We start from the raw sequence: 23,670 nt of genomic DNA, 5'->3' as shown, positions 1-23,670 counted from the left end.
GGTCACGTCGATTCCAGCCGGTCACGGAAGAAGTAAGGGGCCGGGCCGTCGCGGCATCGCGGCGGCCCGGCAGCCGCCCTCGCTGATCCGTCCCCGGAGACTGCCATGACCGCGCTGCCGCTCACCCCGCTCGCCTCCCGCGCCCCGTTCGCCCCGGCCCCGACCCCGGCCGCCGAACCCGCCCCCGTCCCCCCGCCCGTCCCGGCCTACCGGGTGTCCCTCGCCGCCGGCCAGGAAGACGTACGCGCCGCCCAGCGGCTGCGTCACCAGGTCTTCGCGGGCGAACTCGGCGCCCTGCTCGACAGCCCCGAGCCCGGCCTCGACAGCGACGCCTTCGACGCCTACTGCGACCACCTCCTGGTACGCGAGACGGCCACCGGAGACGTCGTGGCCACCTACCGCCTGCTGCCCCCCGAGCGGGCCCGTGCAGCCGGACGCCTCTACGCGGAGAGCGAGTTCGACCTCAGCAGGCTGGCGCCCATCCGGGACGACCTCGTCGAAGTCGGCCGGTCGTGCGTCCACCCCGCGCACCGGGACGGCGCCGTCATCGCCCTCATCTGGGCCGGACTGGCCCGCTACATGGAACGCGGCGGCCACAACTGGATCGCCGGCTGCTGCTCCATACCCCTCGCCGACGGCGGCGCGCTGGCCGCCGCCGGCTGGGACACCGTCCGGACGAAGCACCTGGCGCCCCAGGAGTACTGGGTCACCCCGCACCGCCTCTGGAGCGCCACCGGACCCGCCGGAGCTCCGGCGCCGCGCGCCGCCCTGCCGCCGCTGCTCCGTGGCTACCTCCGCCTCGGGGCCTGGGTCTGCGGAGCACCCGCGTACGACCCCGACTTCAACGTGGCCGACCTCTACGTCCTGCTCTCCCTGCGCCGCACGGACCCGCGCTATCTGCGCCACTTCCTCTCGCTCGCCCCGATGCGATGAGCGGCTGGCTGCCCGTCGCCCCCTGCACACCGCAGGGCTGCGCCGGCCACCCGGGCGAGAGGCGGGGGCCGCTGCCCGCCACCGTCCTGCTCCTGGCCGGGAGCCTGCTCACCCTCTGCGGAGTGGTGTGCGTCCCGGCCGTGCTGCTCCTCCGGTCCGCTCACCGTGCGCGGCTGATCCGCTGGTGGGCGTACCGCGTGGTGCGGGCCTTCGGGGTGCGGGTGCGGATCACCGGGGAGCCCGCGGTGGCCGGGGCAGGCCGACGGGGGGAGCACCCGGCGGGCGAACTGGTGGTCGCCAACCACGTCTCCTGGCTGGACATCCCGCTCGTGGCGGCTGTGCTCCCCGGCCGGATGCTCGGCAAGAGGGAGATACGCGACTGGCCGGTGCTCGGCCCCCTCGCCGCCCTCGGAGGCACGCTCTTCATCGAAAGGGACCGCCTGCGCGCGCTGCCGGAGGCCGTACGCACCGTGGCGGAGGCGCTGAGGACCGGGTCCCGGGTGGTGGTGTTCCCGGAGGGCACCACCCGCTGCGGACGGGGTCCCGGCGGGAGGTTCGGACCCGCGGTGTTCCAGGCGGCGATCGACGCGGGCGCCACCGTCCGCCCGGTGCACCTCGGCTACCGCGTCGTGCGAAGGGGCCCCGCCCTGGTGGACGGGGCCCCGGCCGGGCCCTGCGGGCACCGGTCAGCGGGCTCTGCGGGCGGGGACCCGGTTCACACCGGCGCGGTCGCGTTCGTCGGCGACGATCTCCTCGCCGCTTCCCTCTGGCGGGTGGTCACGGCCGCCGGACTCACCGCGGAGATCCACCTGCTCCCGCCGATTCCCGCGGCGGCGGCACCCGGCAGGCGCGCGCTCGCCCGCGCCGCTCAGAACGCCGTGGCCAGGGACAGCGCGAAGCGGCCCGCCGCGTCGGTCCACCAGTGATCGAGCCGCAGCCCCGCATCCGCCAGTTCGCTCCGCACCCGCTCCTCGCGGAACTTGGCCGACACCTCCGTGCGCATCTCCTCCCCGGCCGCGAACGTCACCACGAGGTCCACCTCCGGGATCTTCACCGTGAGAGCCCGGCGGGCGCGCAGCCGCATCTCGATCCACTCCGTGTCCGGGTCCCACACCGCGACGTGATCGAAGTCGCCGGGCGGGAAGTCGGCCCCCAGCTCACGGTTCATGACGGACAGCACGTTCTTGTTGAAGGCCGCCGTCACCCCGGCCGCGTCGTCGTACGCCGCGACGAGCGTGGCCTCGTCCTTCACCAGATCCGTGCCGATCAGCAGACTGTCGCCGGGAGACAGCAACTCCCGTACGGAATGGAGGAACTGCTCCCTTTCCTCCGGCAGCAGGTTCCCGATGGTCCCGCCGAGGAACGCGACCAGCCGGGGCCCCGGCGTATCGGGGAGGCGCAGGACATGGGTGAAGTCCGCGATGAGCGCGTGCACGGACAGACCGGGCCGCTCGGCGAGCAGGACGTCTGCCGCGCCTCGCAGCGCGCTCTCGCTGACATCGACGGGTACGTAGGTGTGCAGCCCCGGGAGGGCGTCCAGCAGATGCCGGGTCTTCTCCGACGAGCCCGAGCCCAGCTCGATCAGGGTCCTGGCCCCCGACGCCTCCGCGATCTGCGCGGCGCGGGCGACAAGGATCTCGCGCTCGGCACGCGTCGGGTAGTACTCGGGGAGCCGGGTGATCTCCTCGAACAGGTCGCTGCCGTGCGCGTCGTAGAACCACTTGGGCGGCAGCGTCTTCGGCTGCCGGTTCAGGCCGCTGAGCACGTCGGCACGCAGTGCCGCGTCCGTCGCGTCCACCGGCAGGGTGCGGGTCAGTTGAAAGGGACTCACGCGGTGGGCTCCTTGAGCGGGGTCAGAGTTACGTCGCTGCGGGTCGCGGTCAGCAGGGTGCGGTCGGGAACCTCGCGCCACAGCGGCTCGTCGTCGTACGGCTCCGAGGCCACCACCGTGCGGCGGCCCGGCTCCGTGAGGTACCAAAGGGTGTCGCCCCAGGCGGTCGCCACGATCGTGGAACCGTCGGTGAGCAGCAGGTTCAGCCGGGAACCGGGGGCCGAGGCCGCGACCTCGGTGACGGTGTCGGATACGGCCTGGGTGAGGGAGTCCCCCTCGGCGATCCGGTGGCGCACGAGTGCCCAGACCAGTGCCGAGTCGCTGCGGGCGGCGAGGGTGAGGAGTGCGGCGGCGGGCAGGGTTCCGGCCGGTGCCGCCAAGGAGTCCGGCCAGCCCTTCACCGCTCCGTTGTGGCTGAACAGCAGGCCGTCCGCGGCGAACGGCGCGGCAGCCGCCTCGCCGTCCGCGCCCGCTGCCGTGGCGTCGCGGACAGCGGCGAGGAACGCCGTGCTCCGTACGACCCGGGCGAGGTCGGCGAAGGTCTCGTCGCCCCAGACCGGCCCCTGGCGCCGGTAGCGACCCGGCACCGGGTCCCCTTCCGCGTACCAGCCGACCCCGAAACCGTCCGCGTTGACGGTTCCGTACCTCTGCCGGCGTGGCTCCCAGGACTGGCGCACCAGGGAGTGTCCGGGCGACACCAGGACCTCGCCGAGAGCCACCGGCACCCCGCTGTACGCGAGGTGACGGCACATCAGGCGTCCTTCGCGGTGCGGAAGCCGGAGAAGATCTGCCTGCGCACCGGAAGGTCCCAGTTGCGGAAAGTGCCGCGACAGGCCACCGCGTCCACGGCGAACGAACCTCCGCGCAGCACCTTGTGCTCCGGGCCGAAGAACACATCGGAGTACTCCCGGTACGGGAAGGGCGCGAAACCGGGGTACGGGAGGAAGTCGCTCGACGTCCACTCCCACACGTCGCCCATCAACTGGCCCACGCCGTGCGGCGACCTGCCCGCCGGATAGGCACCCGCCCGGGCCGGGCGCAGATGCCGCTGGCCCAGATTGGCGCGGTCCGGGGCCGGGTCCTCGTCGCCCCACGGATAGCGCAGCGAGCGGCCCGAGGCCGGGTCGTGACGAGCCGCCTTCTCCCACTCGCTCTCCGTGGGCAGCCGCCTGCCCGTCCAGCGGGCGTACGCGTCCGCCTCGTACCAGCTGACGTGCAGTACGGGCTCGTCCCGCGGTACCGGCTCGGTCACCCCGAAGCGGCGGCGCAGCCACTGCCCGGAGTCCCGGAGCCAGAACAGAGGTGCCGTGAGCCCGTTCGCCCGGATCATGTCCCAGCCCTCCGGTGCCCACCAGCGACGTTCGGAGTAGCCGCCGTCCTCGATGAACCGCTCGTAGTCACCACAGGTGACGGGAGAGGTGTCGATGAAGAAGCCCGCGACCTCGCGCCGGTGTGCGGGCCGTTCGTTGTCCAGCGCCCAGGGGTCCGCCGAGCTGCCCATCGTGAACGGCCCCTCGGCCACGAGGACCTCGGCAGGCAGTCCGGTCGGGTCGGCGGGCCCGGGCGGCTCGGGCGCGGAGAGCACGGCCGGGCCCGCCCTCAGCTGGTGGGTGATCAGCATGGTCTCGTCGTGCTGCTGTTCGTGCTGCGCGATCATTCCGAACGCGAACCCGGCCCGTGCGAGCGGTCCGCCCCCCTCGTGCAGCGGGGTCCCCTCGAGGATGTCCAGAGCCCGGCCGCGTACGTCCGCGGCGTAGGCCCGCGCCTCGGCGGGCGGCAGCAGCGGCAGCGAGGGGCGGCTCGCCCGGGAGTGCTCGAAGGCGTCGTACAAGCCGTCGATCTCAGGGCGCATCGCCTCGCGGCCCCCGACGGCCCGGAGGAGCCACTGCTCCTCCTGATTTCCGATGTGCGCCAGGTCCCAGACCAGCGGAGACATCAACGGGGAGTGCTGCGCCATCAGTTCGCCGTCGTCCACGCTGTCGGTGAGCAGGGCGGTGCGCTCGCGGGCCGTCAGGAGCGCGGCGAGGGCGCGCTGCCTGAGCGCTTCGGGGTCCAGGCCCACGGCGGCGGCGTCGGCCGGGAAGCCGTCGGCGGAGAGGTCGGTCATGAGGTGATGCCCCTTCCCTGGAGCGGCGTGCCGTCGGGTGCGCGGTCGGTCAGGTCGTCGGCCGGACAGCGTCCCCGGGCGACGAACCGGTCGTGGAAGGCCGCGACGGTGTCCTGGACGGCCTTGCCCGCTCCGATGCGGGGCAGCGCGTCCAGAGCCGCCTCGAAGCAGGCGATGGCCGTCGCCCCGAGCTCCGGGTCGCTCAGACCGTCACGGGCGGCGCCGGTCCACAGCGGATTGCGGGGAGCGGCCAGCGGGCCCGCCGTCTCGGCCAGCGGCTTCACCGTGCGGTACACGGATTCCGCCGCTTCCGGATCGTCGAACAGGGCCGTGGTGACGGCCAGCGGCACGAGCCAGCCGTCCTCACCGCTCTGCGCGTCGATCATGCGCAGTTCGAGGTGTCCGCGCGGGCGGACCGGCGGAAAGAGGGTGGTGAGGTGGTAGTCGAGATCGGCCCGTACGGGTGGCCGCGGGCCGTCGCCGCGCATCCAGGCGCGGAAGGTGAGTCCGTCGGGGACCTCCCAGGGGCCTTCGTCGCTCCGGACGCACATCACGGGGGTGTCCAGTGCGTGGGCCGTCCAGGCGTCGCGCGGTGCGAGACGGCCGGACGGGGCGAGCGAGCGTTCCGGATCGAGATCCGCCCAGAGTGCCTGCCGGGCGGAACGCCACCCCGAGGCCCGTCCCTCCCGGAACGGCGAGTTGGCGAACGCGGCCACGAGCACGGCGCCCAGCAGATGCGCCAGATGCCAGCGGCGCCCGTACCCGAGCGGCCCCGGCTCCTCCTCGCCGGCGTCCAGACACACCTGGATGGACGCGGATGTGCACATCATGGCGCGCCCGGAAGGGCCCGAGCGGTCCAGGGCGCGTTCCATGGCGGCGTAGCGAGGCTCCCGCAGCAGACGGCGCGGAGGATGCCAGGGATCGACGCCCAGGCCCACAGGGACGAGATCCGCCAGCCCGAGTGTGGCGCGCACCGCGGAAAGATCCGCGCTGATGGCGTCGACGCACTCCATCAGCGAGTCGGCGGGGGCGGAGCTGAGCTCCAGCTGGCCGCCCGGTTCGAAGGTCAGGGACGCGCTCAGAGGCAGGGCGCGTACGGCGTCGGCAGCCGAGCCGAGCCGGTCCTCCGCGACTGGGGTTTCGGGATTCTCACGGTCGTGAATGAGCCATTCGAGTTCCACGCCGACCTTGCGCGGGGGGCCTGTCTTGAAGCAGATGCCGCGCAGTAAATCCTCGGCCTCACTCTCACCGAGAGGTGCGCCGCGCTCCGCCTGACGGTCTGCTCCGGGGGATTCCGGGGGCATGTGCGGTCCTCCTGTCCGGGTCTCTCCGTACCACCCAAACCGCTTCCGGGAGATCGCACAAGAGTGCCCCCGGCGTTCGTGAATCCGCTTGCGCCCATGCCGGTGCAACACCGAGCATGCCCCGTATGCACCACACGGGGACGCGCCGATGAGCGCGAGACTGCGCGGTATCGCGCGAGAGACCGAGGCCGTCGTCGAGGCCGGCCGCTACCGCACGCCCGCGGGCCGTGAGGTGAGCATCGAACGCGCTCTGACCGCCGCGCTCTCCGGCACCCGGCTGTACGGCCCGGAGCCGGTCCCCGTCGCCGTCCTGGACACCGACCGTGTCACGGCCTTCGAGGTGACCGCCGAGAGCAGCCTGCAGGCCGCGCAGCGGCTGACCGGCGAGGCGAGGGGCAAGGTCGGCGTCCTGACGTACGCTTCGGCCCGCAATCCCGGCGGCGGCTACCTGAACGGCGCACAGGCCCAGGAAGAAGCCCTGTGCCGGGGCTCGGCGCTCTACGCGACCCTGCTGCGGGTGCCCGATTTCTACGCGCACCACCGTGCCGAACGCAGCACCTTCTACACCGACCGGGTGATTCACTCACCCGGCGTCCCGGTCTTCCGCGACGACCGGGGGCACCTCCTCGACACCCCGTACACCGTGGGTTTCCTCACCTCTCCGGCACCCAACGCCGGAGTGATCCGCCGCACGGCCCCCGAGGAGGCGGACCGCATACCGGCCGTCCTCGTGCGCCGTGCCGAACGGGTCCTCGAAGTGGCAGCGGTGCGGGGCTACCGCAGGCTCGTGCTCGGCGCCTGGGGCTGCGGCGTGTTCCAGAACGACCCCGCGGACGTGGCCGGCGCCTTCCACACACTGCTCGGCGCCGGTGGCCGGTTCGCGGGCCACTTCGAACAGATCGTCTTCGGCATCCTCGACCGCGGCCCCGACTCCGCCACCCGGGCGGCGTTCACCCGGACGTTCGCCGGTCAGCGCCAGCCGTAACGCTCCCGCAGCCGCTCGGCCACACGGTCGAACCGTTCCCGGTCCAGCGAACAGGCCTCCCGTCGCATCCCGTCCTCCTGCACCCGCAGCAGCCGGTCCAGGTCGACCCAGGACTGACGCCCCGAGCTGTCCCAGGGCCCCGCGCCGAGCGCGACCCATTCCCGGTCCAGGTCGTGCTGCTTGCTGGAGAGCTGTACGGCGAGCAGCGTCCCGCCCTCCTCGCGCGCCACCACGAGCACGGGCCGGTCCTTGCCCTCCCCGTTGTTCTCCTCGAACGGCACCCAGGTCCAGACGATCTCGCCCGGGTCGGGATCACCGTCCCGGTTGGGCGCGTAGGCGGTGCGGACCGGGCCCGTGTCGCGCGGGTCCGCCTCCACCGTGGCGGTCGGACCGTTGCGGCCGGGAAAGTCGGACGAGCTGTCAGTGGTGGCTGAGCTGTGGAGGAACGTCATCCCGACACCGTAGAACCTGTACGGCCCATTCCATGGAGCGGGGCGGCTGAAAGGGCATCAAGCTCGACCACATGGTCATCGGAGTCCTCGCACATCCCTCCCGTACCGTCGCCCTCACCATCGCCGGGCTGCTCGCAGCGGCCCTGCTCCCCACGGCCTCTGCCGTGGCGTCAGCCCAGTCACCGCCCCCGTCCCTCCCGGCGAACGCGCCGGGCCCGGAGCCCGAGCCCCCCGCGGGCGGTGGGGCCGCCCTCCCGCGCACCGTGTCGGCGTGGCTGCCCTACTGGGACCAGGAGGGCGCGTACCAGGACGCACTGCGCCACTCGGAGCAACTGCACACCGTCAGCCCCTTCTGGTACCAGGCCGTTTCGGCCGGCCGGATCGACCCGCACCCTGGCGCGGGGGAGCGCCGCGTCATCGACGGACTGCACCGCGCCGGGGCGAAGGTCGTACCCACCGTCATGGAGACGATGAAGAAGGGCGCCCTCGCCTCGATCCTCACCGACCCCGCACAGCGCGAGGAACACGCCGACGCCCTGATGCGTACGGTCCGCACACGCGACTACGACGGCCTCGACCTCGACTACGAGTCCATCGCCGCCACCGGTGAGAGCACCTACCGTCAGGTCCGCGACGGCTTCACCGCCCTCGCCACCGACCTCTGCGCACGCCTCCACAAGCTGGGCAAGCAGTGCGTGATCACGGTGTTCCCGAAGACCAGGACCACCGGGCGCATCTGGGACTACGAGGCGATCGGCCGCGTCGCCGACCGGATGCGGATCATGGGCTACAACCTCCACTGGTCGAGCGGCACACCCGGCCCCATCTCCGACACCGCCTGGTACGACGACATCCTGACCCGCGCCACCGCCCTCGTCCCCGCGGAGAAGCTGGAGATGGGACTGCCCGCCTACGGCTGGGACTGGCCGTCCGATCCCGCCAGCAAGGCCAGGACCGGACACGTGACGTGGAAGACGGCCGAAGCCCTCCGCCGCAAGGAGGGGGCTCCCTACCAGTTCGACAAGGCTTCCGGAACACCCCACTTCAGCTATCTGGACGGCGACGAGCGCCGCGAGGTCTGGTACCAGGACGCCCGCGGAGTCGCCGCGCACATGCCGGTGCTGCGCCGCCACGGTGTCCGCAACACCGCGATCTGGGCCCTGAACTTCGAGGACCCCGACGTGTGGCCGGTACTGGCCCGGGGCTGAGCCCGGCCGGCCGGCGCCCTGACAGGTGCCCCGGCGCACGGGCACGGCGAACCGGTCTGGAAGACTGCCGGACGCCATGAGCCAGTTACCCGAGCAGCCCACCATGACCTCCGTGCCGACCAGCGCCGACGTGGCGCGCCTGGCCGGAGTCTCGCGGGCCACCGTGTCCTACGTACTGAACAACAACGCGACCGTACGGATCAGCGAACAGACCCGCCGCAGGGTCAGGGAAGCGGCATCCGACCTCGGCTACGTTCCGCACGCGGCAGCCCGAAGCCTGCGCGCCGGGCACAGCCGGATGGTGCTCCTGCCCACCTGGCACATCCCGGCGGGCCCGCTCCACCAGCGGTTCTTCCACGCGCTCCAGTCGGATCTGCGCCGCCTCGACTACACCGTCGTGCAGTACGGCAGCGGGGGCCTCGACGCGGACGAGGCGGCCAGGGCGTGGGCCGAACTGCGCCCCGTCGCGGTCGTCTCGCCCGGCGGGCCCGCCCTCACCCCGTACGGCATAGACGTCCTCACCCGTTCCGGTGCCAAGGCCGTCATCACGCTCGGCCCGCAGCCGGTCGACGGAGCGCACGCCCTGGTCATGGACCAGCGGGTGGTCGGCAGTTGCGCGGTCGCCCATCTGCTGGCCCGGGGCCGCCGCCGGATCGGCGTGGTCCTCCCCCAGGAACCGGGCCTCGCCCTCTTCGGCGAACCACGGCTGGTGGGCGCCCGCCGCACCGCGGAGGCGGCCGGCGCGCACGTACAGCCGCTGCCCCTGCGGTACGAGGAGGAATCGGCAGCCCAACTCGCGTCCCGCTGGCGGACCTTGGGCCTGGACGCCGTGTTCGCCTACAACGACGAGTACGCCATGCTCCTGATGAGGGCACTCCAGGACGCAGGCATCCCGGTCCCCGGTGAGACGGCCGTGATCGGTGCGGACGATCTCATGCTCGGCAGACTGCTCCGCCCCCGGCTCAGCAGCGTCCGGATGGAACTGGCGGCAGGGCAGGCCCCCGCCGAACTGATCGACCGGCTGGTGCGCCACCCCGGCGGAACCCCGGAACGCCACGACCTGCTGCGCGCCACGGCCGTACCCCGCGAGTCCAGCTGAACGGTGCTCCCCGCGGCGCGACGACGTGCGCCACGCACACCGGATGTCTAGCGTCTTGGGCATGAGCCATCCGCAGAGTTACGAGATCCTGTTGGTCCCGGAGTTCACCGAGTCGGAGGAAGGGGAATCCGAACCCGGCACCCCCATCCGCTCGGCGGTCGTGGCGGCCACCGGCGACACCGGGGCGTCCGGCTACCCCCGCTACACCGGGGACGGCATGGAGGCGGACATCGACCCGGCGACGCACACCGTGGAAGCCCTGCTGGTGGACGGTGCGGAGGTGGACTACGGGCTCACGGTCCGGATCGCCCAGAAGAGCGACGACTGAAGCCTTCCAGCGGACGGACCCGCACCGCACGGACGCCCGTGCGATCCTGGACGGGTGACGCTTTCGGACCTGGTCCGGCTCCGCCGGGCACGCGACCAGATGGACCGCGACTACGCGGAGCCGCTCAACGTCCCCGCCCTGGCCCTCGCGGCCCACATGTCGCCCGGCCACTTCTCCCGGAGCTTCCGCGCCGCGTTCGGGGAGACGCCGTACAGCTATCTGATGACCCGCAGGATCGAGCGGGCGAAGGCGCTGCTGCGCCTCGGCGACATGTCGGTGACAGACGTCTGCTTCGCGGTCGGGTGCACCTCGCTGGGGACGTTCAGCACACGGTTCACCGAACTGGTGGGCGAGAGCCCCAGCGCGTACCGGGCCCGGGGGCACGAGCAGGGCGAGGGCGTCCCGGCGTGCGTCTCCAAGATCCACACCCGGCCGGTCAGAAACAGGGAACCGCTCAGCAACACGGACCTCCGGTAACGCGCACGTGCGGCCCGGTCGGCGGAGACCGGGGCGCACTGGACGCGTGAGCGGGCCTACGCCTGGTTCTGCTCCTGCGTCTGCGTCTTCTGCTGTTCCTCGACGGACTTGCGTACCTCGTCCATGTCCAGGTTCCTGGCCTGCCCGATGACGTCCTCGAGGGCCGCCTCGGGAAGCGCGCCGGGCTGCGCGAAGACCGCGACGTTCTCCCGGACGATCATCAGCGTCGGAATCGACCGGATCTCGAAAGCCGCCGCCAGCTCCTGCTGTGCCTCCGTGTCGACCTTGGCGAACACCAGGTCCGGATGACGCTCGGAGACCGAGTCGTACACCGGGGCGAACTGCCGGCACGGGCCACACCAGGAAGCCCAGAAGTCGATCAGTACGAAGTCGTTGTCGCTCACGACCTGATCGAAGTTTTCCTTGGTGAGCTCTACGGTGCTCATACTCTGATACCTCTTCCTGGGCCCGTTCGGACCTGTCGAGCACAACGGTGAGTGGACTGGCCCTATTCCGCCTGCCCATGTGGCCGTCGCGCACACCCACGACCAGACTGTCCGCATGACTGATGTGGTGGAGAACGCCGAATACGACGTCGTGGTGATCGGCGCAGGTCCGGTCGGTGAGAACGTGGCCGACCGGGCCAGGGCCGCAGGACTGAGCACGGCCGTGATCGAGTCGGAGCTCGTCGGCGGCGAATGCTCCTACTGGGCGTGCATGCCGAGCAAGGCCCTGCTGCGCCCGGTGGTCGCCCGGGCGGACGCCCGGCGGGTTCCGGGCCTCTCCGGCGCCGGGCGGGGGCCGCTCGACACGGACGCGGTTCTGGCCCACCGCGACGCGTGCGCGTCCCACTGGAAGGACGACGGGCAGGCCGAGTGGCTGGAGGGCATCGGCGTGCGCCTCTACCGGGGTACGGGCCGCCTCACCGGCGCCAGGCAGGTGTCCGTCACCACGAGCGAAGGAACGGAGCACCGGCTCACCGCCCGGCACGCCGTGGCCGTCTGCACGGGCAGCCGGGCCGTGACCCCGGACCTGCCGGGCATCGCGGAGGCCCGTCCCTGGACCAGCCGCGAGGCGACCAGCGCGAAGGAGGTACCGGGCCGGCTGATCGTGGTGGGCGGCGGTGCGGTCGGTGTGGAGATGGCCACGGCCTGGCAGGCACTCGGAGCCGAGGTGACGATGCTGGTCCGCGGCAAGGGTCTGCTCCCCAGGATGGAGCCCTTCGCCGGTGAGCTGGTCGCCGAGGCGCTGACCGAGGCGGGCGCCCGTATCCGTACCGGAGTGTCCGCCACCGCGCTGCGGCGAGCGGCTCCGGACGCGCCCGTCACCGTCGAGCTGGACGACGGCGAGCGGGTGGAGGCGGACGAGATCCTCTTCGCCACCGGCCGCGCGCCGCGCACCGACGACCTCGGTCTCGACACGGTGGGCCTGGAACCCGGCTCCTGGCTCGACGTCGACGACAGCTGCCGCGTCCGGGGCAGCACCTGGCTGTACGGGGTCGGCGACGTCAACCACCGGGTGCTCCTGACCCACCAGGGCAAGTACCAGGCGCGGATCGCGGGCGCCGCGATCGCGGCCCGCTCCCAGGGCGTCCCCCTGCTGGAATCCGACCGCTGGGGCGCCCACGCGGCCACCGCGGACCACGCGGCCGTGCCCCAGGTCGTCTTCACCGACCCGGAGGCCGCCTCGGTCGGCCTCACCCTCAAGGAGGCGGAAGAGGCGGGCCACCGGGTGCGGGCGGTCGACCACGACCTGGCCTCGGTAGCGGGCTCGGGACTCTACGCACAGGACTACCGGGGCCGGGCCCGCATGATCGTGGACCTGGACCGGAACATCCTCCTCGGCGTGACCTTCGTCGGCCCCGGCATCGGCGAACTGCTCCATTCCGCCACCGTCGCGGTAGCGGGCGAGGTCCCGATCGACCGCCTGTGGCACGCGGTCCCGGCCTACCCGACCATCAGCGAGGTGTGGCTGCGACTGCTGGAGACGTACCGGGGCTGAGCCGACCGGACGGGTGTTGTGGTGGCGGACCGGGCGGGAGGACGTCACTCGAATGCCGCCCGGGCACATGCGCGGTTGCGTCCGGCCCAACGCCCCTGCCTGAGCGGCCATTTGACCGCTTTCGTGTCCGGCGGACGCCTCGACCCTTTGCTGGGGTGGAGAACGCCGCCGCGGCCCTCGCCCTCGAGGGAATGCAGGTCGCAGGACGGATCCCGGAGATCCACACGGACTTCACCGTTGTCCGGTCGGACGACATCGGCAGGGTCAAGACGTCCATGAGTGTCCTGCAGATCGCCGGCAACTGGCTGCCGGTTCCGACGGTCGTCCCGGTGGCCGGCGGCGTCCTCCTCTCGCAGCGGCGCCGCACGGCTCTGGTCGCCGGCGCCCTGGCGGTGGCCGCCACGACTGGGCGGCTCGGCATCGGGCTGCACGTGTTCCGCGCGATCTACCTCGACGCGCTGCCTGCCGGGGGCGCCCCGGGAGCCGCCGGAGCGGTCTACGACGCCCTGACGCACCTGCTGCGCACCAAGGGGTGAGGGGTGGGCGGTGACGGCGACGGGCTAAGGCAACAGGGCCATCTCCCGTGCGTTCTTGATGGCAGTGGCGATGCGGCGCTGCTGCTGCGCACTGATACGCGTGACTCGGCGGCTGCGGATCTTGCCCCGGTCGGAGATGAACGTGCGCAGCAGTTCGGTGTCCTTGTAGTCGATGTACGTGATCTTGGCGGAGTCGAGCGGGTTCGGGCGGGGCCTGACGGGCCTGCGGGGGTCCGGGCGGCGCGGCATCAGTTCTCCTCGGGAGTGTGCGGGCGATTCGGGGTGGTCAGTGGACCGGGTCGAGAAGCGAGTCGAAAGCGGGACGCAGGCTGCGCCACGCCTCGCGTCCCGGCCCGTACTCGTCGTCCGTGAGCAGGCAGGAGTCCAGCAACGTGGTGAGACCGTCGCGGTCGAGCCCGGGGGACACGAAGACCAGGTGCTGGCAGCAGTCGCCGTGCACCGGGTGCCAGTCCAGGGCGGCGGCGGCCTGCCGGAAGGGCGGCACCATGTCCCAGGCGGCGTCCGGCAGCGACGCGAGCCACGGGCCCGTGTTCTCGACGCAGAGTGCGCCGCCGGCGGCCTCCCAGGACAGGAGGGTGTCGGGCCGGTCCGCGAGCCAGAAGCGGCCCCGGCTGCGGGCGGCCGCGCAGCTCAGATCCTCCAGCGCCGCGTACAGACGCTCGGGGTGGAAGGGCCGGTGCCTGCGCCAGACGAGGGTGCTCACCCCTGCCTCGTCGGCGTCCTGGGGGAGGAGTGCGCAGGCGGGATGCTGGGCGGCACCGGCCGCTTCCACATCGAACCCGGCCATCGCGAGCGCCGTCAGCGCGTCCGATCCGGCCGCCGCCTGCCGGGCCAAGGGGTGGAGCTGCCTGATCAGCGCCCGGTCCTCGTCGTCCGCCTCCCGGCCCTGCCCGCCTCCTTCATCCGTTCCGCCCTCCGTGCTGTCGACGAGGGCGATGACGGACGCGTACTCCAACTGGCGGGCCCAGGTGTCTCCGACGGTCCGCTGATCGGTTGCCGCCGCGGCGAGCCCCGCTTCCGCGAGATCGTCCCCGTTGACGAGGTAGGGCTGTACGAGAGCCGGATCGACCGCGGTGATGACGCTCTTCACTTCGGCCCAGTCCTGCCCGTGGGCAGCGATCACCTCGGCCATGGCCTTCGGTTCGACCGAATCCCAGAGTTCGAGGACAGCGAGCGCGGTGAGTCCGCCGGCCGCGAGCCGCTCCACTTCCGGGATCAGATCCTCACGCAGCGCGCAGCAGGCGCAGTCGTTGACGAGAGGCGCGTCGCCGCTGGACAACTCGCCCGAGGAGTCACGCAGTGTCCGGTGCACGGTCCCCGTGCCGGCCGTCGTCAGATCGTGGTGCAGCGCGACACTGTGGGGAACGTTCTTGAGCAGTCCCTCCACCACCTCGCGGCGGGCGTCGGAGTGCAGCCCGCAGACGATGACGACGGGCAACTTCTGATCGTCCCCCATCACCTGCCCTCACGGCTCCCGTAGCGGCGCTCGAACCGCTCCACGCGCCCTGCCGTGTCCAGCACTCGGGCCGTACCGGTGTAGAAGGGATGACTCGCGGAGGAGATCTCCACATCGACGACGGGATAGGTGTTGCCGTCCTCCCACTCGACGGTGCGCTCGCTGGTGAGCGTGGAGCGGGTGAGGAAGGCGAAGTCGGCGGCCTTGTCGCGGAAGACGACGGGGCCGTAGGCGGGGTGGATTCCGGGCTGCATGGTGATGTCCTTCGTGTCCGGGGAGAGGGTCAACGTTCTTCGCGGAAGTCCACGTGGCGGCGGACGAGCGGGTCGAATTTGCGCAGCACGAGCCGGTCGGGGTCGTTCCGCCGGTTCTTACGGGTGACGTAGGTGTAGCCCGTGCCGGCGGTGGAGCGGAGCTTGATGATCGGGCGTACTTCGTTGCGAGCCATGGCGACACTATATGGCAATGATTACCATGTTCAAAAACGGCTCCGGTGCTCCCGGTCGGGCGCGCTTGGGTGGCTGCTCACCTTCCGCGCGTCCGGCCAAGGAAGATTTGTGAGATTTGGTGCATTTCTGGCTGAAGGGGTATGCGGAGAGGTATGAGCACTGCGAATCCCGACCCGGACCCGCGCAATGTCCCCGACCCCGACCCGCGAAATACCCCCGGCCTGGAACCCGGCGGGGGTGTTCCCGTCGGCGATACGCCCCCGGCGGAAAGCAGCATGTCGGGGGCGGGGCCGTGGAACGAGCCACCCAGGGGATGGGCGAAGGGGCCGCTCTTCGCCATCCTCGCCCTCGCGGTGGTGGTGGCGGCCTTCTTCCTCGTCTACGCCATCCTTATATGACCGGCGTGCGCCACCGCGCGGGTCGTCCGCCGCATCGGCGGCTGGGCGGCTCTACCGCTCGAGGGGCGTAGGTGGCGGGAGGCCTCCGTCGGCCGGCATGGCCGCGGCGGAAGAGCGTCTGTGACAGGCGCGGCGAAGCAGCGGCATGAATGCGCCGCGGCCGGGGGCGTGCGCGCGACCGCGATGACAGCTGCCCGCCGCAACAGCGCCTGTGATCAGAGGACCTGGCCGCACTTCAGGTTCCAGCGCCCCTCGCGGCCGCTGAGTTCGGTGAGTGCCAAGGGGGCCACGTCGAGGCGCCAGAACCCGGCCGCCGCCAGGCCGAGCCCGTGGACGACCGCAGCGCGTACGACGGCGGGCTCGACGATGGCGAGCACGCGGCCGCTGCCCTCCTCCAGGCCGTCGAGCCAGCTGCCGACACGGGCGGACAGGTCCAGCAGCGACTCGCCACCGTGCGGGGCGGCGGTTGGGTCGGTGAGCCATGCCGCCACGGCCTCGGCTTCGCCGTCGCTCACGTCGGACAGTCGCTTCCCACGCCAGCGGCCCATGTCCCAGTCGGCAAGGGCGGGTTCGGGCGTGGGGTGAACGTCGAGCGCGTCAGCGGTCCGCAGACAGCGTTCGGAGGTACCGCTCACCCATAGATCCGCCTCCGGTACACGGTCCGCCGCGGCACGCGCGCGCCGCACTCCGGCCTCGTCGAGGGGCGCGTCTCCCTCGAACCGGGCCTCGCGCAAGGCCGCGTTCATCGCGGGCGCGATCAGCATCACCCGTACCGTCACGTAGCTTCTTCCACTCCCTCAACCGTGGGCCCGTCCGGGGCGCGGCACAGTCCCTCCGCGGCCCCGCTCTCGTCCTGATTGCACCATGGCGGTCCTCGGCCGTGAGCGGTATGGTCACGATCACCATGACGACGGTGTGACGGAAGCCGGTGAGAATCCGGCACGGTCGCGCCACTGTGAACCCGTACCCGTACGGGAAGTCAGACCCGGCACTGTCGTCTCAGGCACCACGATCGGGACGCGTGTTCCCACAGGAGGTTCTGCCATGGCACAGTCCGCTGCCCCCACGGCCGGCGTACCCGCCATCACCCCCGTCTCGCTGAAGGCCCTCGCCCCGTGGGCGGTCTTCTTCGGCATGCTCATGCTCGTCCTGCTGTACTTCGTCGGCGCCGAGCAGGGCGCCATCTCGGTCATCGCCGGTGAGGGCGTCCATGAGTGGGTTCACGACGGCCGGCATCTGCTCGGCTTCCCCTGCCACTGAGAAACCGATACGCAGGGGACAATCTCGTGAACTCCATATCTGTCAGAGCTGTACTCATCCGCGGGATGCTCGCGGGACTCGTCGCGGGTCTGCTCGCTCTCTGCGTCGCCTACTTCCTCGGCGAGTCCCAAGTGGACGCAGCCATCGCGCTGGAAGCGGCTCATCACCATGACCACGGCGGCGGCGAGGAACTCGTCAGCCGGACCATGCAGGCCACCGGCGGACTCGCCACCGGCGTCCTGGTGTTCGGCGTCGCGGTCGGCGGCATTGCCGCACTCGTCTTCTGCTACGCGCTCGGCCGTATAGGCGCCTTCGGCCCCCGGGCCACGGCCGCCTTCGTCGCCGGTGCCGCACTGCTGACGGTGTACGTCGTGCCGTTCCTGAAGTACCCGGCCAACCCGCCGGCTGTCGGTGATCCCGGCACCATCGGACAGCGCACCGCGCTCTTCTTCCTGATGGTCGCGCTGAGCGTGCTGCTGGCTCTCGGAGCCGTCGTCCTCGGTAGACGGCTCGCACCCCGTCTGGGCAACTGGAACGCGTCCATTGCCGCGTTCGCCGGCTTCGTTCTTCTCATCGGCCTCGCCTACGTCTTCCTGCCCTCGTTCAACGAGGTCGGCAAGGACTTCCCGGCCACGCTGCTCTGGCAGTTCCGGCTGTCCACTCTCGCCATCCAGGCGACGCTGTGGATCGGCTACGGCGTGGTCTTCGGATACCTGGCCGAACGCCTGCTGGAGCCGAAGCCGGACAACTCCCGTGCGGGCACCGGACCGGCGTCCCGGACGGCGGTTTCGCCGACCTGACGGTGGCGGTGCGTGGGACAGGCCGGCCGGGTCCCCACGACACTCCCACTGATCCAACCGGCCCACTACGCGACCCGCCAGGCTCTGCCCGGCGGGTCGCACTGTTGCGGCCGGTCCTCGCCAGGTTATGAGCCCTATGTCCGCCGTGGATCTCGTGCCTCAGGTGCATCAAGTGCTTCTTGTGGGGCGTCGCCGGTCAACTCGACGCGATAGTGATGCAGTTGATCATCCACCCCGACGAGTCGCATACCGGCCGCCGTCATGACGCGGTGTGATCCGATGTTGTCGAGGTCCGCGTCGCCCTTCGCTGAGGTGACGCCCTGCGAGCGGGCGAATTCCAGCAGGGCGCGCAGGGCTTCGGATGCGTACCCCTTCCCTCGGGCCGTGGGGGCCAGGCCGTAGCCGATGGTCACCTGGCCACGTTCGTCCGGTGCACCGTGAAAGCCCGCCCCGCCGATCACCTGCTCGTCCTCGCGCCGAATGATCGCGAAGGATCCGAACGGCCGGGGGTCACCGACCGTTTCGCAGGTGTTGAGGTAGCGCCTCGCGGCGGCTTTCTCGCCGTCGGACGGGTATCCGGGGGTCCATCGAAGGTTGCCGCCGGGTTCCCCCGCCGCCAGGTCCGCAACCTCGGCAGGACTCATCAGGTGGAGGGTGAGGCGTGTTGTCGCAAGGTCATCCATGGCAGCGGGAGTATCACGGCGCGAGGGCCTGGCGCACGTGAATATGCCCGGCCGGGAGGTCGGCACAGCTCAATGGTGTCGCTACGGAGTGGTCGCCGATGGTGACTCGACGGGCGCGGCGGCTCCGTCCGTCGCGGTTCCCTCCACCGCTGCCACCTTGAGGGCCCTGCTGCGGCAGTCCCACGGCGCTGGGCTCAGTACGGCGGAGGTGGCCTTGATGACGGAGTGGCTCGATCGTGTTTCCCATACGCAGAGCGGCCCGGAGCCGAAGCCCCGGGCCTGACCGGCGCCCCCGAGAAGCACCATCCTGCCTCGGGGATGCCTCCGCTATGGCGCGTCCGGCCCGAAGTCACCGGTCAGGGCCGCGGCCATCCGGAGGTGGGGCCGGGCTTCCGCGTGGCGTCCCTGGCGCTCCAGGGTGCGGCCCAGCATCAGCTGCGCGTAGTCCTCCACGGGGTCACGCTCCAGTACGGCGCGCAGCTCCGTCTCAGCCTTTCCGAGTCGTGCCGAGTGGTAGTACGCACGGGCCAGCAGCAGCCGCGGAGCGACCTGCTCCGGCACCTCATCGACCAGTCCGCCCAGGATGCGGGCGGCGGTGAGGTACTCCTTCGCATCGAAGAACATCTGCGCCCGGTCCCAGCGATCGGCTGCTGCGCCGAACTCGTAGTACGTCTCGTTCACTGGTCCTCCTCGGCCGGGCCGTCGACGGATCCGGTCCGCCGTCGCCGCGGTGATCCATTCAGCTGCTTCAACCCAGCATAATGATTGAATATTCCACTAAACTTTCGGCGTGGGGACCGGCGCTCCCGGGCCCGACGGGAATAGGTTGAGCGCCATGAGCAATCTCGATCGCCAGGCCACACCCTCGGTCTGCGGAGGACGGGGCTTCGTCGTCGCCGAGCCGGTGCGCGAACTACTCGCCCCGCGTCATGTCCAGTTGGGCGAATCCACCGAGGTCCGCAGACTGCTGCCGAATCTGGGCCGGAGGATGGTCGGTGCCTGGGCCTTCGTGGATCATTACGGCCCCGACGATATCGCCGACGAACCCGGGATGCAGGTGCCGCCGCATCCGCACACGGGTCTGCAGACGGTCAGCTGGCTGCACGAGGGTGAAGTCCTGCACCGCGACAGCGTGGGCAGCCTCCGTACGATCCACCCCCGTGAGCTGGGTCTGATGACCTCGGGCAGGGCGATCAGTCACTCCGAGGAGAGTCCGAAGCCGCACGCCCGACACCTCCACGGTGCCCAGCTCTGGGTGGCCCTGCCCGATGCCCATCGGAACGTCGAGCCGTACTTCCAGCACCACTCCGACCTCCCCACGGTCATCACGCCCGGCCTTGTCGCCACCGTGATCCTGGGAGAACTCGACGGCGCCCGCTCGCCCGGCACCACCTACACCCCGATCGTCGGCGCCGACCTCGCCCTGACGGGCGGCGCCGAGGTCCGCGTACCACTCGACCCCGACTTCGAGTACGCGGTTCTGTCGATGTCGGGAGAGGCGGAGGTCGACGGCGTACCCGTACTCCCCGGCTCGATGCTCTACCTCGGCTGCGGCCGCACCGAACTCCCCCTGCGGGCACTCTCCGACGCGGGCCTCATGCTGCTGGGCGGTGAGCCGTTCGAAGAGGAGATCGTGATGTGGTGGAACTTCATCGGGCGGTCCCATGAGGATATTGCACAGGCGCGTACGGACTGGATGGCCAGTGCTCGGTTCGGGGAAGTGCATGGCTACGACGGAGGCCGGCTCCCCGCGCCCGAACTGCCGCCTGTGGCGCTGAAACCGCGGGGAAGGGTGCGCTGAGCTGCACTGATGTGGCCGCGTCCGGGCGCGCTCCTGGTCGCTGCAGCTCGGTCCCATGCTCAGAAGCGGAATCGGTCCAGCGCTTCTCCGGAAGCTTCCGCCGCACGTGCCCGGGATTCCAAAGCGTGGTCGTGTGCGAGCAGCTTTAGTAGACCTGATGCTGACCCAATGCTGACTTTGCTGACGGAGTGTCAGGCGCTGTCGCGGCATGGTCTAGCTGGTCTGCTGTCTGTGATGAGCGGACTGGGCACCTGGGGCTGGGGCTTTTCCTGACTCGTGGCAGTTGAGCGAACGCGGGGTGCTTGCGCATGGCCCACCAGGGGCCGGGATCTCACCTAGGCGGAACAGGGTGTTGTGGTGATCCCACAATGCTGCCCCGTTTGAAAGCCGGGGACATAGGCCGTGACGGGGCGGTAGCTAAGTCGCTACCCATGCCGCCCAACGCGTCGTTGGTGATGTCAGAGTGAGGTGGATTCGTGGTCTGCCGTGGCGCAGATTCCTACTGGACTGACCAGGAGGATGGGCTGACGTGCCACCAGTTCGTTGACTCTGCACCGCGAGTGTTTCGGACCTTCGTGTTCGGTCTGCATGGATTCGTCCAGGCCGACCTCGTTGTACCGGTGGATCACGTCATGAAGTTGTCTACCCGACCACCATCGCGCCGAGCTGCCGGTCGCCGCCCTGCGGATGGCGGCCGGGCGTGGGGGCCTGGAGCACGGTTGCATCATGCATACGGATCGCGGCAGCGAATACACGAGTGACGAATTCCGCACCGAAATAGGCAAGTTGCGCATGCGGCAGTCGATGGGACGCGTCGGCTCTTGTTACGATAATGTCGCCGCGGAAAGCTGGTTCGCCATCCTGAAAGCGGAGATCGGGACGAGCATGTGGGAGACCCGCGAGGCTGCCCGGGCCGACGTATTCCGCTACGTCGAGGTCGAGTACAACCGCAGCCGGCTCCGTCGGCATCCCGAGTACGGGTACGTCACCCCACTCGAAACGAGATCCTTGCTCAGGCAGAACCTCGCCCCGGCAGCGTAAACACCCGCTGTCCAGTTCGCGGGGGGAACTTCAGCGCGCCGTACCGCCCCGTAGGCGGCTGACGGAGCTTTGCGGCAGACGCTGGCGGTTTCCGGTCCCACATGGCACAGGTTGTAGATCGTGTCTTGTGCTGTTCACGATGGTCTAGGTAATGCACGTAGGTGCAGGTCACGCCGCTGTGATCCAGGAGCGTCCGCGGTGTTGGTGAGAGCGATGTGAGAGATGCGTACCCCCGTCGGTAGGTGCCGATGGGGGTTCTGCGTGTCACGGCAGGTCTCTCCGCGGGGCGAAGCCCATACCCACTACAGCGAAGCGACCGCCTGGTCGCACCACGCCCAACCTCATGCCGCTTGACCTCAAACGACATGGGGTGTCTGAAACGACGCAAACCGGCCGCTACGAAACTCGGGGCAGCTCAGTCGGAGGGTGTGGGCGTCCATCCACTCCAGGGAACGGACCTCCCGTCGGCAGTCGTCCGCGAAGAGGGTCGGTGATCCCCGACGCGAGGTCGAGGAGGACCATCTCGCCCTCTAAGAGTGCGGTACGTGACCTTCCGTCCGGCTTGTCATCGCTCGATGGTGTGACGTTGGGGCATCGCTGCCGGTCAGGCGTTCGGGGTTCGCTTGGGTTGTGGCATGAGCATGCGCAAGCCGTACCCGAGCGATCTCACCGATGAGCAGTGGGAGCTCGTCGAACCCGTGATCACGGCGTGGAAGGCCTGGCATCCGTCGGTCAGCGGGCATCAGGGGAAGTACGCGATGCGGGAGATCGTGAACGCGATCCTCTACCAGAACCGCACGGGATGTCAGTGGGAGTTCCTGCCCCACGACATGCCCCCGCCCGGAGCGGTGAAGTACTACTTCTACCTCTGGCGCGACGAGGGCACTGACCAGGACCTTCACGACCTGCTGCGCTGGCAGCTGCGGGAGAAGCGGAAGCGATTAGCCGACCCGAGCCTGGTGGTCCTGGACACGCAGAGCATCCACGTGGCCGTCGGCGTCCCGGCCACGACGACGGGCCGGGACGCCGCGAAAAAGGTGCCGGGCAGGAAGAGATGCCTGGCCGTGGACGTGTTGGGCCTGGTCGTCGCGGTCGCCGTCCTGCCGGCCAGCGCGCACGACAACACCGCCGGTATCGCGCTGCTGGGCGGCGTGGCCGCACAGACCGACACGGTGCGTAAAGCCCTGGTCGACCAGGGATTCAAGAAGAAGGTCGTCGAGCACGGCGAGAACGTGGGCATCGACGTCGAGATCGTCGAGCGCAACCCGGACGACAAGGGCTTCGTTCCGCAGGCCAAGCGGTGGATCGTGGAACAGACGAACGGGATCCTGATGTTCTACCGCCGTCTCGTACGCGACTACGAACACCGCCCCGCCTCCTCCCGCTCCCGCGTCCTGTGGGCGATGACCTCCGTCATGAGCCGCCGCCTCACCGGCCGAACCATCGCCTCCTGGAGGACCGCATGAGCGATAACCCACAGGTCAAAGACATCCTGGAACACATCAAGGTTCGCGAGCGCGAACTGGTCGGCCAAGCCGAGCAGTTCCGGGCCCGCATCGAAGAACTCACCCGCCAGCTCGGCGAGATCGACGCGGAAAGCGAGAACCTGCGCATCACCCGCAAGACCCTCCTCGCTCTCTCACTGCCCTCACCCACCGCCGATCCGGAGCGTCCTGACATCCCGGACCACCCCGCCTACCAGCAGATCCTTACCGCCCTGGCCGACGCGGCCCGACCGATGCGCGCCCGCGACCTCTGCCAGGCCCTCGACCTGCCGATCCTCCCGAAGAACACCGAAGGCATCCGCTCCAAACTGAAACGCCTGGTCAGCCGCGGCATCCTCATCGAACCCGAATCCGGCCTGTTCGCCCGCCCCGGCGCCTGAGGACCAGCCCCCCGCCCCGCGACCAGCGATCCTTCCCCAACCTCAACTACGAAACGGACAAGAGCTCACGTTCCGCACTCTAAGAAGTAGCCGCCGTCGTAGGAGCCCGTGCCGAGGACGAGCAGCGGCAGGATGGGGTGGAAGGCCGCTGCCCGCAGCGGTCAGTCCGTTCGAAGCCATCACAGGGCCGGAACATCGTCGGCGAGGTCGAGGGCTTGGGCTTCCCGGACGGGTGCGGCGTAGACACCGGTTATTTCGCATGTCGGGTCAGAACCCTGGAACCCGAATACTCCAGGGAAGCAGCCGTTGCCGCCTTCCGTGAACAGCCTCAAACCCAGGCGATCGAAGCCGACCCCACCCTGGAGGAGCGGTTCACCTCCGGTCTCACCTTGACTATTGCAGTCCGAAATCGTCTGGTTAGTATTGTTTTGGCTAGGGCGTGCACAACACAGGGGCGTGCCGGTTGAGCTTGGAGAATCCGTGCGTCCCCTGACGGACAAAAGGGGCCCCTGTCCTCAGTGCACCGCATGTCGAGAACATGGACACAGAGGTCAGGGGCCCCGTCTGTCGGAATCACTGTTCAGCCGCCGTGGCGACTCATGTGGAACGGGGCAA

29 protein-coding genes and 1 riboswitch are annotated in these 23,670 nt (G+C 70.3%); of the genes, 16 read left to right on the top strand and 13 right to left on the bottom strand.

Annotated features, from left to right (window positions below; translation table 11 throughout):
• Positions 1–105 precede the first annotated feature (105 nt).
• Together F0344_RS02035 and F0344_RS02030 are read left to right on the top strand one after the other, a co-directional pair.
• Positions 106–933, top strand: a complete 828-nt coding sequence (locus F0344_RS02035) for a GNAT family N-acetyltransferase (protein ID WP_185297121.1) — start codon at positions 106–108, stop codon at positions 931–933.
• Complete coding sequence (locus tag F0344_RS02030) at positions 930–1,859, top strand: lysophospholipid acyltransferase family protein (RefSeq protein WP_185297120.1); 930 nt, start codon at positions 930–932, stop codon at positions 1,857–1,859. Before F0344_RS02035 ends, F0344_RS02030 begins: the two co-directional genes overlap by 4 nt.
• On the opposite strand, the gene egtD is transcribed toward F0344_RS02030, so the two are convergent.
• Genes egtD through egtA form a run of 4 tightly spaced genes read right to left on the bottom strand, consistent with a single transcriptional unit; the run spans position 1,802 to position 6,175 of the window.
• The gene (gene egtD, locus F0344_RS02025) at positions 1,802–2,764 is read right to left on the bottom strand and encodes an L-histidine N(alpha)-methyltransferase (protein ID WP_185297119.1); all 963 of its coding nucleotides are present in this window, start codon (positions 2,762–2,764) and stop codon (positions 1,802–1,804) included. The two genes, F0344_RS02030 and egtD, sit on opposite strands and share 58 nt — an antisense overlap.
• Complete coding sequence (gene egtC, locus F0344_RS02020; protein ID WP_185297118.1) at positions 2,761–3,516, bottom strand: ergothioneine biosynthesis protein EgtC; 756 nt, start codon at positions 3,514–3,516, stop codon at positions 2,761–2,763. Before egtC ends, egtD begins: the two co-directional genes overlap by 4 nt.
• The gene (egtB, locus tag F0344_RS02015; RefSeq protein WP_185297117.1) at positions 3,516–4,871 is read right to left on the bottom strand and encodes an ergothioneine biosynthesis protein EgtB; all 1,356 of its coding nucleotides are present in this window, start codon (positions 4,869–4,871) and stop codon (positions 3,516–3,518) included. The genes egtC and egtB overlap by 1 nt, the downstream gene beginning before the upstream one ends.
• The gene (gene egtA / locus F0344_RS02010) at positions 4,868–6,175 is read right to left on the bottom strand and encodes an ergothioneine biosynthesis glutamate--cysteine ligase EgtA (protein WP_185297116.1); all 1,308 of its coding nucleotides are present in this window, start codon (positions 6,173–6,175) and stop codon (positions 4,868–4,870) included. The genes egtB and egtA overlap by 4 nt, the downstream gene beginning before the upstream one ends.
• A 148-nt stretch (positions 6,176–6,323) precedes the next feature.
• Here egtA and F0344_RS02005 point away from each other — a divergent pair, with 148 nt between their 5' ends.
• The gene (locus tag F0344_RS02005; RefSeq protein WP_185297115.1) at positions 6,324–7,160 is read left to right on the top strand and encodes a TIGR02452 family protein; all 837 of its coding nucleotides are present in this window, start codon (positions 6,324–6,326) and stop codon (positions 7,158–7,160) included.
• Here F0344_RS02005 and F0344_RS02000 read toward each other — a convergent pair.
• Positions 7,145–7,612, bottom strand: coding sequence for a type II toxin-antitoxin system PemK/MazF family toxin (locus F0344_RS02000; RefSeq protein WP_185297114.1), 468 nt, complete (start codon positions 7,610–7,612; stop codon positions 7,145–7,147). The two genes, F0344_RS02005 and F0344_RS02000, sit on opposite strands and share 16 nt — an antisense overlap.
• A gap of 71 nt (positions 7,613–7,683) precedes the next feature.
• Here F0344_RS02000 and F0344_RS01995 point away from each other — a divergent pair, with 71 nt between their 5' ends.
• From F0344_RS01995 to F0344_RS01980, 4 genes are all read left to right on the top strand, one after another.
• Complete coding sequence (locus F0344_RS01995; RefSeq protein WP_185297113.1) at positions 7,684–8,820, top strand: glycosyl hydrolase family 18 protein; 1,137 nt, start codon at positions 7,684–7,686, stop codon at positions 8,818–8,820.
• A gap of 76 nt (positions 8,821–8,896) precedes the next feature.
• Entirely contained in the window at positions 8,897–9,919 is a 1,023-nt protein-coding gene (locus F0344_RS01990) for a LacI family DNA-binding transcriptional regulator (RefSeq protein ID WP_185297112.1), read from the top strand.
• A gap of 61 nt (positions 9,920–9,980) precedes the next feature.
• The gene (locus tag F0344_RS01985) at positions 9,981–10,247 is read left to right on the top strand and encodes a hypothetical protein (RefSeq protein ID WP_185297111.1); all 267 of its coding nucleotides are present in this window, start codon (positions 9,981–9,983) and stop codon (positions 10,245–10,247) included.
• A 54-nt stretch (positions 10,248–10,301) separates the two neighbouring features.
• Positions 10,302–10,724 carry a helix-turn-helix transcriptional regulator gene (locus F0344_RS01980; protein ID WP_219732102.1) on the top strand — a complete coding sequence of 141 codons (423 nt, stop codon included), beginning with the start codon at positions 10,302–10,304 and terminating at the stop codon, positions 10,722–10,724.
• 56 nt (positions 10,725–10,780) lie between these two features.
• On the opposite strand, the gene trxA is transcribed toward F0344_RS01980, so the two are convergent.
• On the bottom strand, positions 10,781–11,170 hold the full coding sequence (gene trxA, locus F0344_RS01975) for a thioredoxin (RefSeq protein ID WP_185297110.1): 390 nt from the start codon (positions 11,168–11,170) through the stop codon (positions 10,781–10,783).
• A 115-nt stretch (positions 11,171–11,285) separates the two neighbouring features.
• On the opposite strand from trxA, the gene F0344_RS01970 reads away from it, so the two are divergent.
• Together F0344_RS01970 and F0344_RS01965 are read left to right on the top strand one after the other, a co-directional pair.
• Positions 11,286–12,725, top strand: coding sequence for a dihydrolipoyl dehydrogenase family protein (locus F0344_RS01970; protein WP_185297109.1), 1,440 nt, complete (start codon positions 11,286–11,288; stop codon positions 12,723–12,725).
• Between the two features lie 155 nt (positions 12,726–12,880).
• The gene (locus F0344_RS01965) at positions 12,881–13,261 is read left to right on the top strand and encodes a hypothetical protein (protein WP_185297108.1); all 381 of its coding nucleotides are present in this window, start codon (positions 12,881–12,883) and stop codon (positions 13,259–13,261) included.
• A 24-nt stretch (positions 13,262–13,285) separates the two neighbouring features.
• Here the strand turns inward: F0344_RS01965 and rpsR are convergent, their stop codons facing one another.
• Genes rpsR through rpmG form a run of 4 tightly spaced genes read right to left on the bottom strand, consistent with a single transcriptional unit; the run spans position 13,286 to position 15,186 of the window.
• A complete protein-coding gene (gene rpsR / locus F0344_RS01960) occupies positions 13,286–13,510 on the bottom strand; it encodes a 30S ribosomal protein S18 (protein ID WP_185297107.1) in 225 nt (74 codons plus the stop codon).
• Positions 13,511–13,547: 37 nt separating this feature from the next.
• On the bottom strand, positions 13,548–14,738 hold the full coding sequence (locus tag F0344_RS01955; RefSeq protein ID WP_185297106.1) for a CobW family GTP-binding protein: 1,191 nt from the start codon (positions 14,736–14,738) through the stop codon (positions 13,548–13,550).
• Complete coding sequence (locus F0344_RS01950; RefSeq protein ID WP_185297105.1) at positions 14,738–14,992, bottom strand: type B 50S ribosomal protein L31; 255 nt, start codon at positions 14,990–14,992, stop codon at positions 14,738–14,740. The genes F0344_RS01955 and F0344_RS01950 overlap by 1 nt, the downstream gene beginning before the upstream one ends.
• Positions 14,993–15,021: 29 nt before the next feature.
• Complete coding sequence (rpmG, locus tag F0344_RS01945) at positions 15,022–15,186, bottom strand: 50S ribosomal protein L33 (RefSeq protein ID WP_015576127.1); 165 nt, start codon at positions 15,184–15,186, stop codon at positions 15,022–15,024.
• Positions 15,187–15,339: 153 nt separating this feature from the next.
• Here rpmG and F0344_RS01940 point away from each other — a divergent pair, with 153 nt between their 5' ends.
• Positions 15,340–15,585, top strand: coding sequence for a DUF6480 family protein (locus tag F0344_RS01940; protein WP_185297104.1), 246 nt, complete (start codon positions 15,340–15,342; stop codon positions 15,583–15,585).
• Positions 15,586–15,800: 215 nt separating this feature from the next.
• On the opposite strand, the gene F0344_RS01935 is transcribed toward F0344_RS01940, so the two are convergent.
• Positions 15,801–16,364, bottom strand: a complete 564-nt coding sequence (locus F0344_RS01935; protein WP_185297103.1) for a histidine phosphatase family protein — start codon at positions 16,362–16,364, stop codon at positions 15,801–15,803.
• A 114-nt stretch (positions 16,365–16,478) separates the two neighbouring features.
• Positions 16,479–16,626: riboswitch (adenosylcobalamin (AdoCbl) riboswitch) on the top strand.
• A 3-nt stretch (positions 16,627–16,629) separates the two neighbouring features.
• Here F0344_RS01935 and F0344_RS01930 point away from each other — a divergent pair.
• The gene (locus F0344_RS01930) at positions 16,630–16,845 is read left to right on the top strand and encodes a CbtB domain-containing protein (protein ID WP_185297102.1); all 216 of its coding nucleotides are present in this window, start codon (positions 16,630–16,632) and stop codon (positions 16,843–16,845) included.
• A gap of 26 nt (positions 16,846–16,871) precedes the next feature.
• Positions 16,872–17,645, top strand: a complete 774-nt coding sequence (locus F0344_RS01925; RefSeq protein ID WP_185297101.1) for a CbtA family protein — start codon at positions 16,872–16,874, stop codon at positions 17,643–17,645.
• Between the two features lie 134 nt (positions 17,646–17,779).
• Here F0344_RS01925 and F0344_RS01920 read toward each other — a convergent pair whose 3' ends face one another.
• Positions 17,780–18,328, bottom strand: a complete 549-nt coding sequence (locus F0344_RS01920; protein ID WP_185302468.1) for a GNAT family N-acetyltransferase — start codon at positions 18,326–18,328, stop codon at positions 17,780–17,782.
• A gap of 327 nt (positions 18,329–18,655) precedes the next feature.
• Positions 18,656–19,009 carry a tetratricopeptide repeat protein gene (locus F0344_RS01915; RefSeq protein WP_258049595.1) on the bottom strand — a complete coding sequence of 118 codons (354 nt, stop codon included), beginning with the start codon at positions 19,007–19,009 and terminating at the stop codon, positions 18,656–18,658.
• 154 nt (positions 19,010–19,163) lie between these two features.
• Between F0344_RS01915 and F0344_RS01910 the strand changes: the two genes are divergently transcribed.
• The 4 genes from F0344_RS01910 (at position 19,164) to F0344_RS01895 (ending at position 23,055) form a co-directional block, all read left to right on the top strand.
• Positions 19,164–20,129, top strand: a complete 966-nt coding sequence (locus F0344_RS01910; RefSeq protein ID WP_185297100.1) for a pirin family protein — start codon at positions 19,164–19,166, stop codon at positions 20,127–20,129.
• 687 nt (positions 20,130–20,816) lie between these two features.
• A complete protein-coding gene (locus tag F0344_RS01905; RefSeq protein ID WP_374940051.1) occupies positions 20,817–21,170 on the top strand; it encodes a transposase in 354 nt (117 codons plus the stop codon).
• Between the two features lie 635 nt (positions 21,171–21,805).
• Positions 21,806–22,636, top strand: coding sequence for an IS5 family transposase (locus tag F0344_RS01900; protein ID WP_185297098.1), 831 nt, complete (start codon positions 21,806–21,808; stop codon positions 22,634–22,636).
• A complete protein-coding gene (locus F0344_RS01895) occupies positions 22,633–23,055 on the top strand; it encodes a hypothetical protein (protein WP_185297097.1) in 423 nt (140 codons plus the stop codon). Before F0344_RS01900 ends, F0344_RS01895 begins: the two co-directional genes overlap by 4 nt.
• Positions 23,056–23,670 lie beyond the last annotated feature (615 nt).

It is taken from the genome of Streptomyces finlayi (genome assembly GCF_014216315.1).
Lineage (GTDB): Bacteria > Actinomycetota > Actinomycetes > Streptomycetales > Streptomycetaceae > Streptomyces > Streptomyces finlayi_A.
The sequence above is the reverse complement of the archived record's forward strand: the minus strand, read 5'-3'. Positions and strand labels throughout refer to the sequence as shown.

Bases quoted from the DNA above. Each gene is read 5' to 3' on its own strand.
- F0344_RS01970 (WP_185297109.1), top strand. From the start codon at position 11,286: ATGACTGATGTGGTGGAGAACGCCGAATACGACGTCGTGGTGATCGGC.
- trxA (WP_185297110.1), bottom strand. From the start codon at position 11,170: ATGAGCACCGTAGAGCTCACCAAGGAAAACTTCGATCAGGTCGTGAGC.
- egtB (WP_185297117.1), bottom strand. From the start codon at position 4,871: ATGACCGACCTCTCCGCCGACGGCTTCCCGGCCGACGCCGCCGCCGTG.
- F0344_RS01910 (WP_185297100.1), top strand. From the start codon at position 19,164: ATGAGCAATCTCGATCGCCAGGCCACACCCTCGGTCTGCGGAGGACGG.
- rpsR (WP_185297107.1), bottom strand. From the start codon at position 13,510: ATGCCGCGCCGCCCGGACCCCCGCAGGCCCGTCAGGCCCCGCCCGAAC.
- F0344_RS01920 (WP_185302468.1), bottom strand. From the start codon at position 18,328: ATGGATGACCTTGCGACAACACGCCTCACCCTCCACCTGATGAGTCCT.
- F0344_RS01985 (WP_185297111.1), top strand. From the start codon at position 9,981: ATGAGCCATCCGCAGAGTTACGAGATCCTGTTGGTCCCGGAGTTCACC.
- F0344_RS02035 (WP_185297121.1), top strand. From the start codon at position 106: ATGACCGCGCTGCCGCTCACCCCGCTCGCCTCCCGCGCCCCGTTCGCC.
- F0344_RS01930 (WP_185297102.1), top strand. From the start codon at position 16,630: ATGGCACAGTCCGCTGCCCCCACGGCCGGCGTACCCGCCATCACCCCC.
- F0344_RS01905 (WP_374940051.1), top strand. From the start codon at position 20,817: ATGGCGGCCGGGCGTGGGGGCCTGGAGCACGGTTGCATCATGCATACG.
- F0344_RS01900 (WP_185297098.1), top strand. From the start codon at position 21,806: ATGAGCATGCGCAAGCCGTACCCGAGCGATCTCACCGATGAGCAGTGG.
- F0344_RS02000 (WP_185297114.1), bottom strand. From the start codon at position 7,612: ATGACGTTCCTCCACAGCTCAGCCACCACTGACAGCTCGTCCGACTTT.
- F0344_RS01895 (WP_185297097.1), top strand. From the start codon at position 22,633: ATGAGCGATAACCCACAGGTCAAAGACATCCTGGAACACATCAAGGTT.
- F0344_RS02005 (WP_185297115.1), top strand. From the start codon at position 6,324: ATGAGCGCGAGACTGCGCGGTATCGCGCGAGAGACCGAGGCCGTCGTC.
- egtC (WP_185297118.1), bottom strand. From the start codon at position 3,516: ATGTGCCGTCACCTCGCGTACAGCGGGGTGCCGGTGGCTCTCGGCGAG.
- F0344_RS01990 (WP_185297112.1), top strand. From the start codon at position 8,897: ATGAGCCAGTTACCCGAGCAGCCCACCATGACCTCCGTGCCGACCAGC.
- rpmG (WP_015576127.1), bottom strand. From the start codon at position 15,186: ATGGCTCGCAACGAAGTACGCCCGATCATCAAGCTCCGCTCCACCGCC.
- F0344_RS01940 (WP_185297104.1), top strand. From the start codon at position 15,340: ATGAGCACTGCGAATCCCGACCCGGACCCGCGCAATGTCCCCGACCCC.
- F0344_RS01955 (WP_185297106.1), bottom strand. From the start codon at position 14,738: ATGGGGGACGATCAGAAGTTGCCCGTCGTCATCGTCTGCGGGCTGCAC.
- F0344_RS01950 (WP_185297105.1), bottom strand. From the start codon at position 14,992: ATGCAGCCCGGAATCCACCCCGCCTACGGCCCCGTCGTCTTCCGCGAC.
- egtA (WP_185297116.1), bottom strand. From the start codon at position 6,175: ATGCCCCCGGAATCCCCCGGAGCAGACCGTCAGGCGGAGCGCGGCGCA.
- F0344_RS01995 (WP_185297113.1), top strand. From the start codon at position 7,684: ATGGTCATCGGAGTCCTCGCACATCCCTCCCGTACCGTCGCCCTCACC.
- F0344_RS02030 (WP_185297120.1), top strand. From the start codon at position 930: ATGAGCGGCTGGCTGCCCGTCGCCCCCTGCACACCGCAGGGCTGCGCC.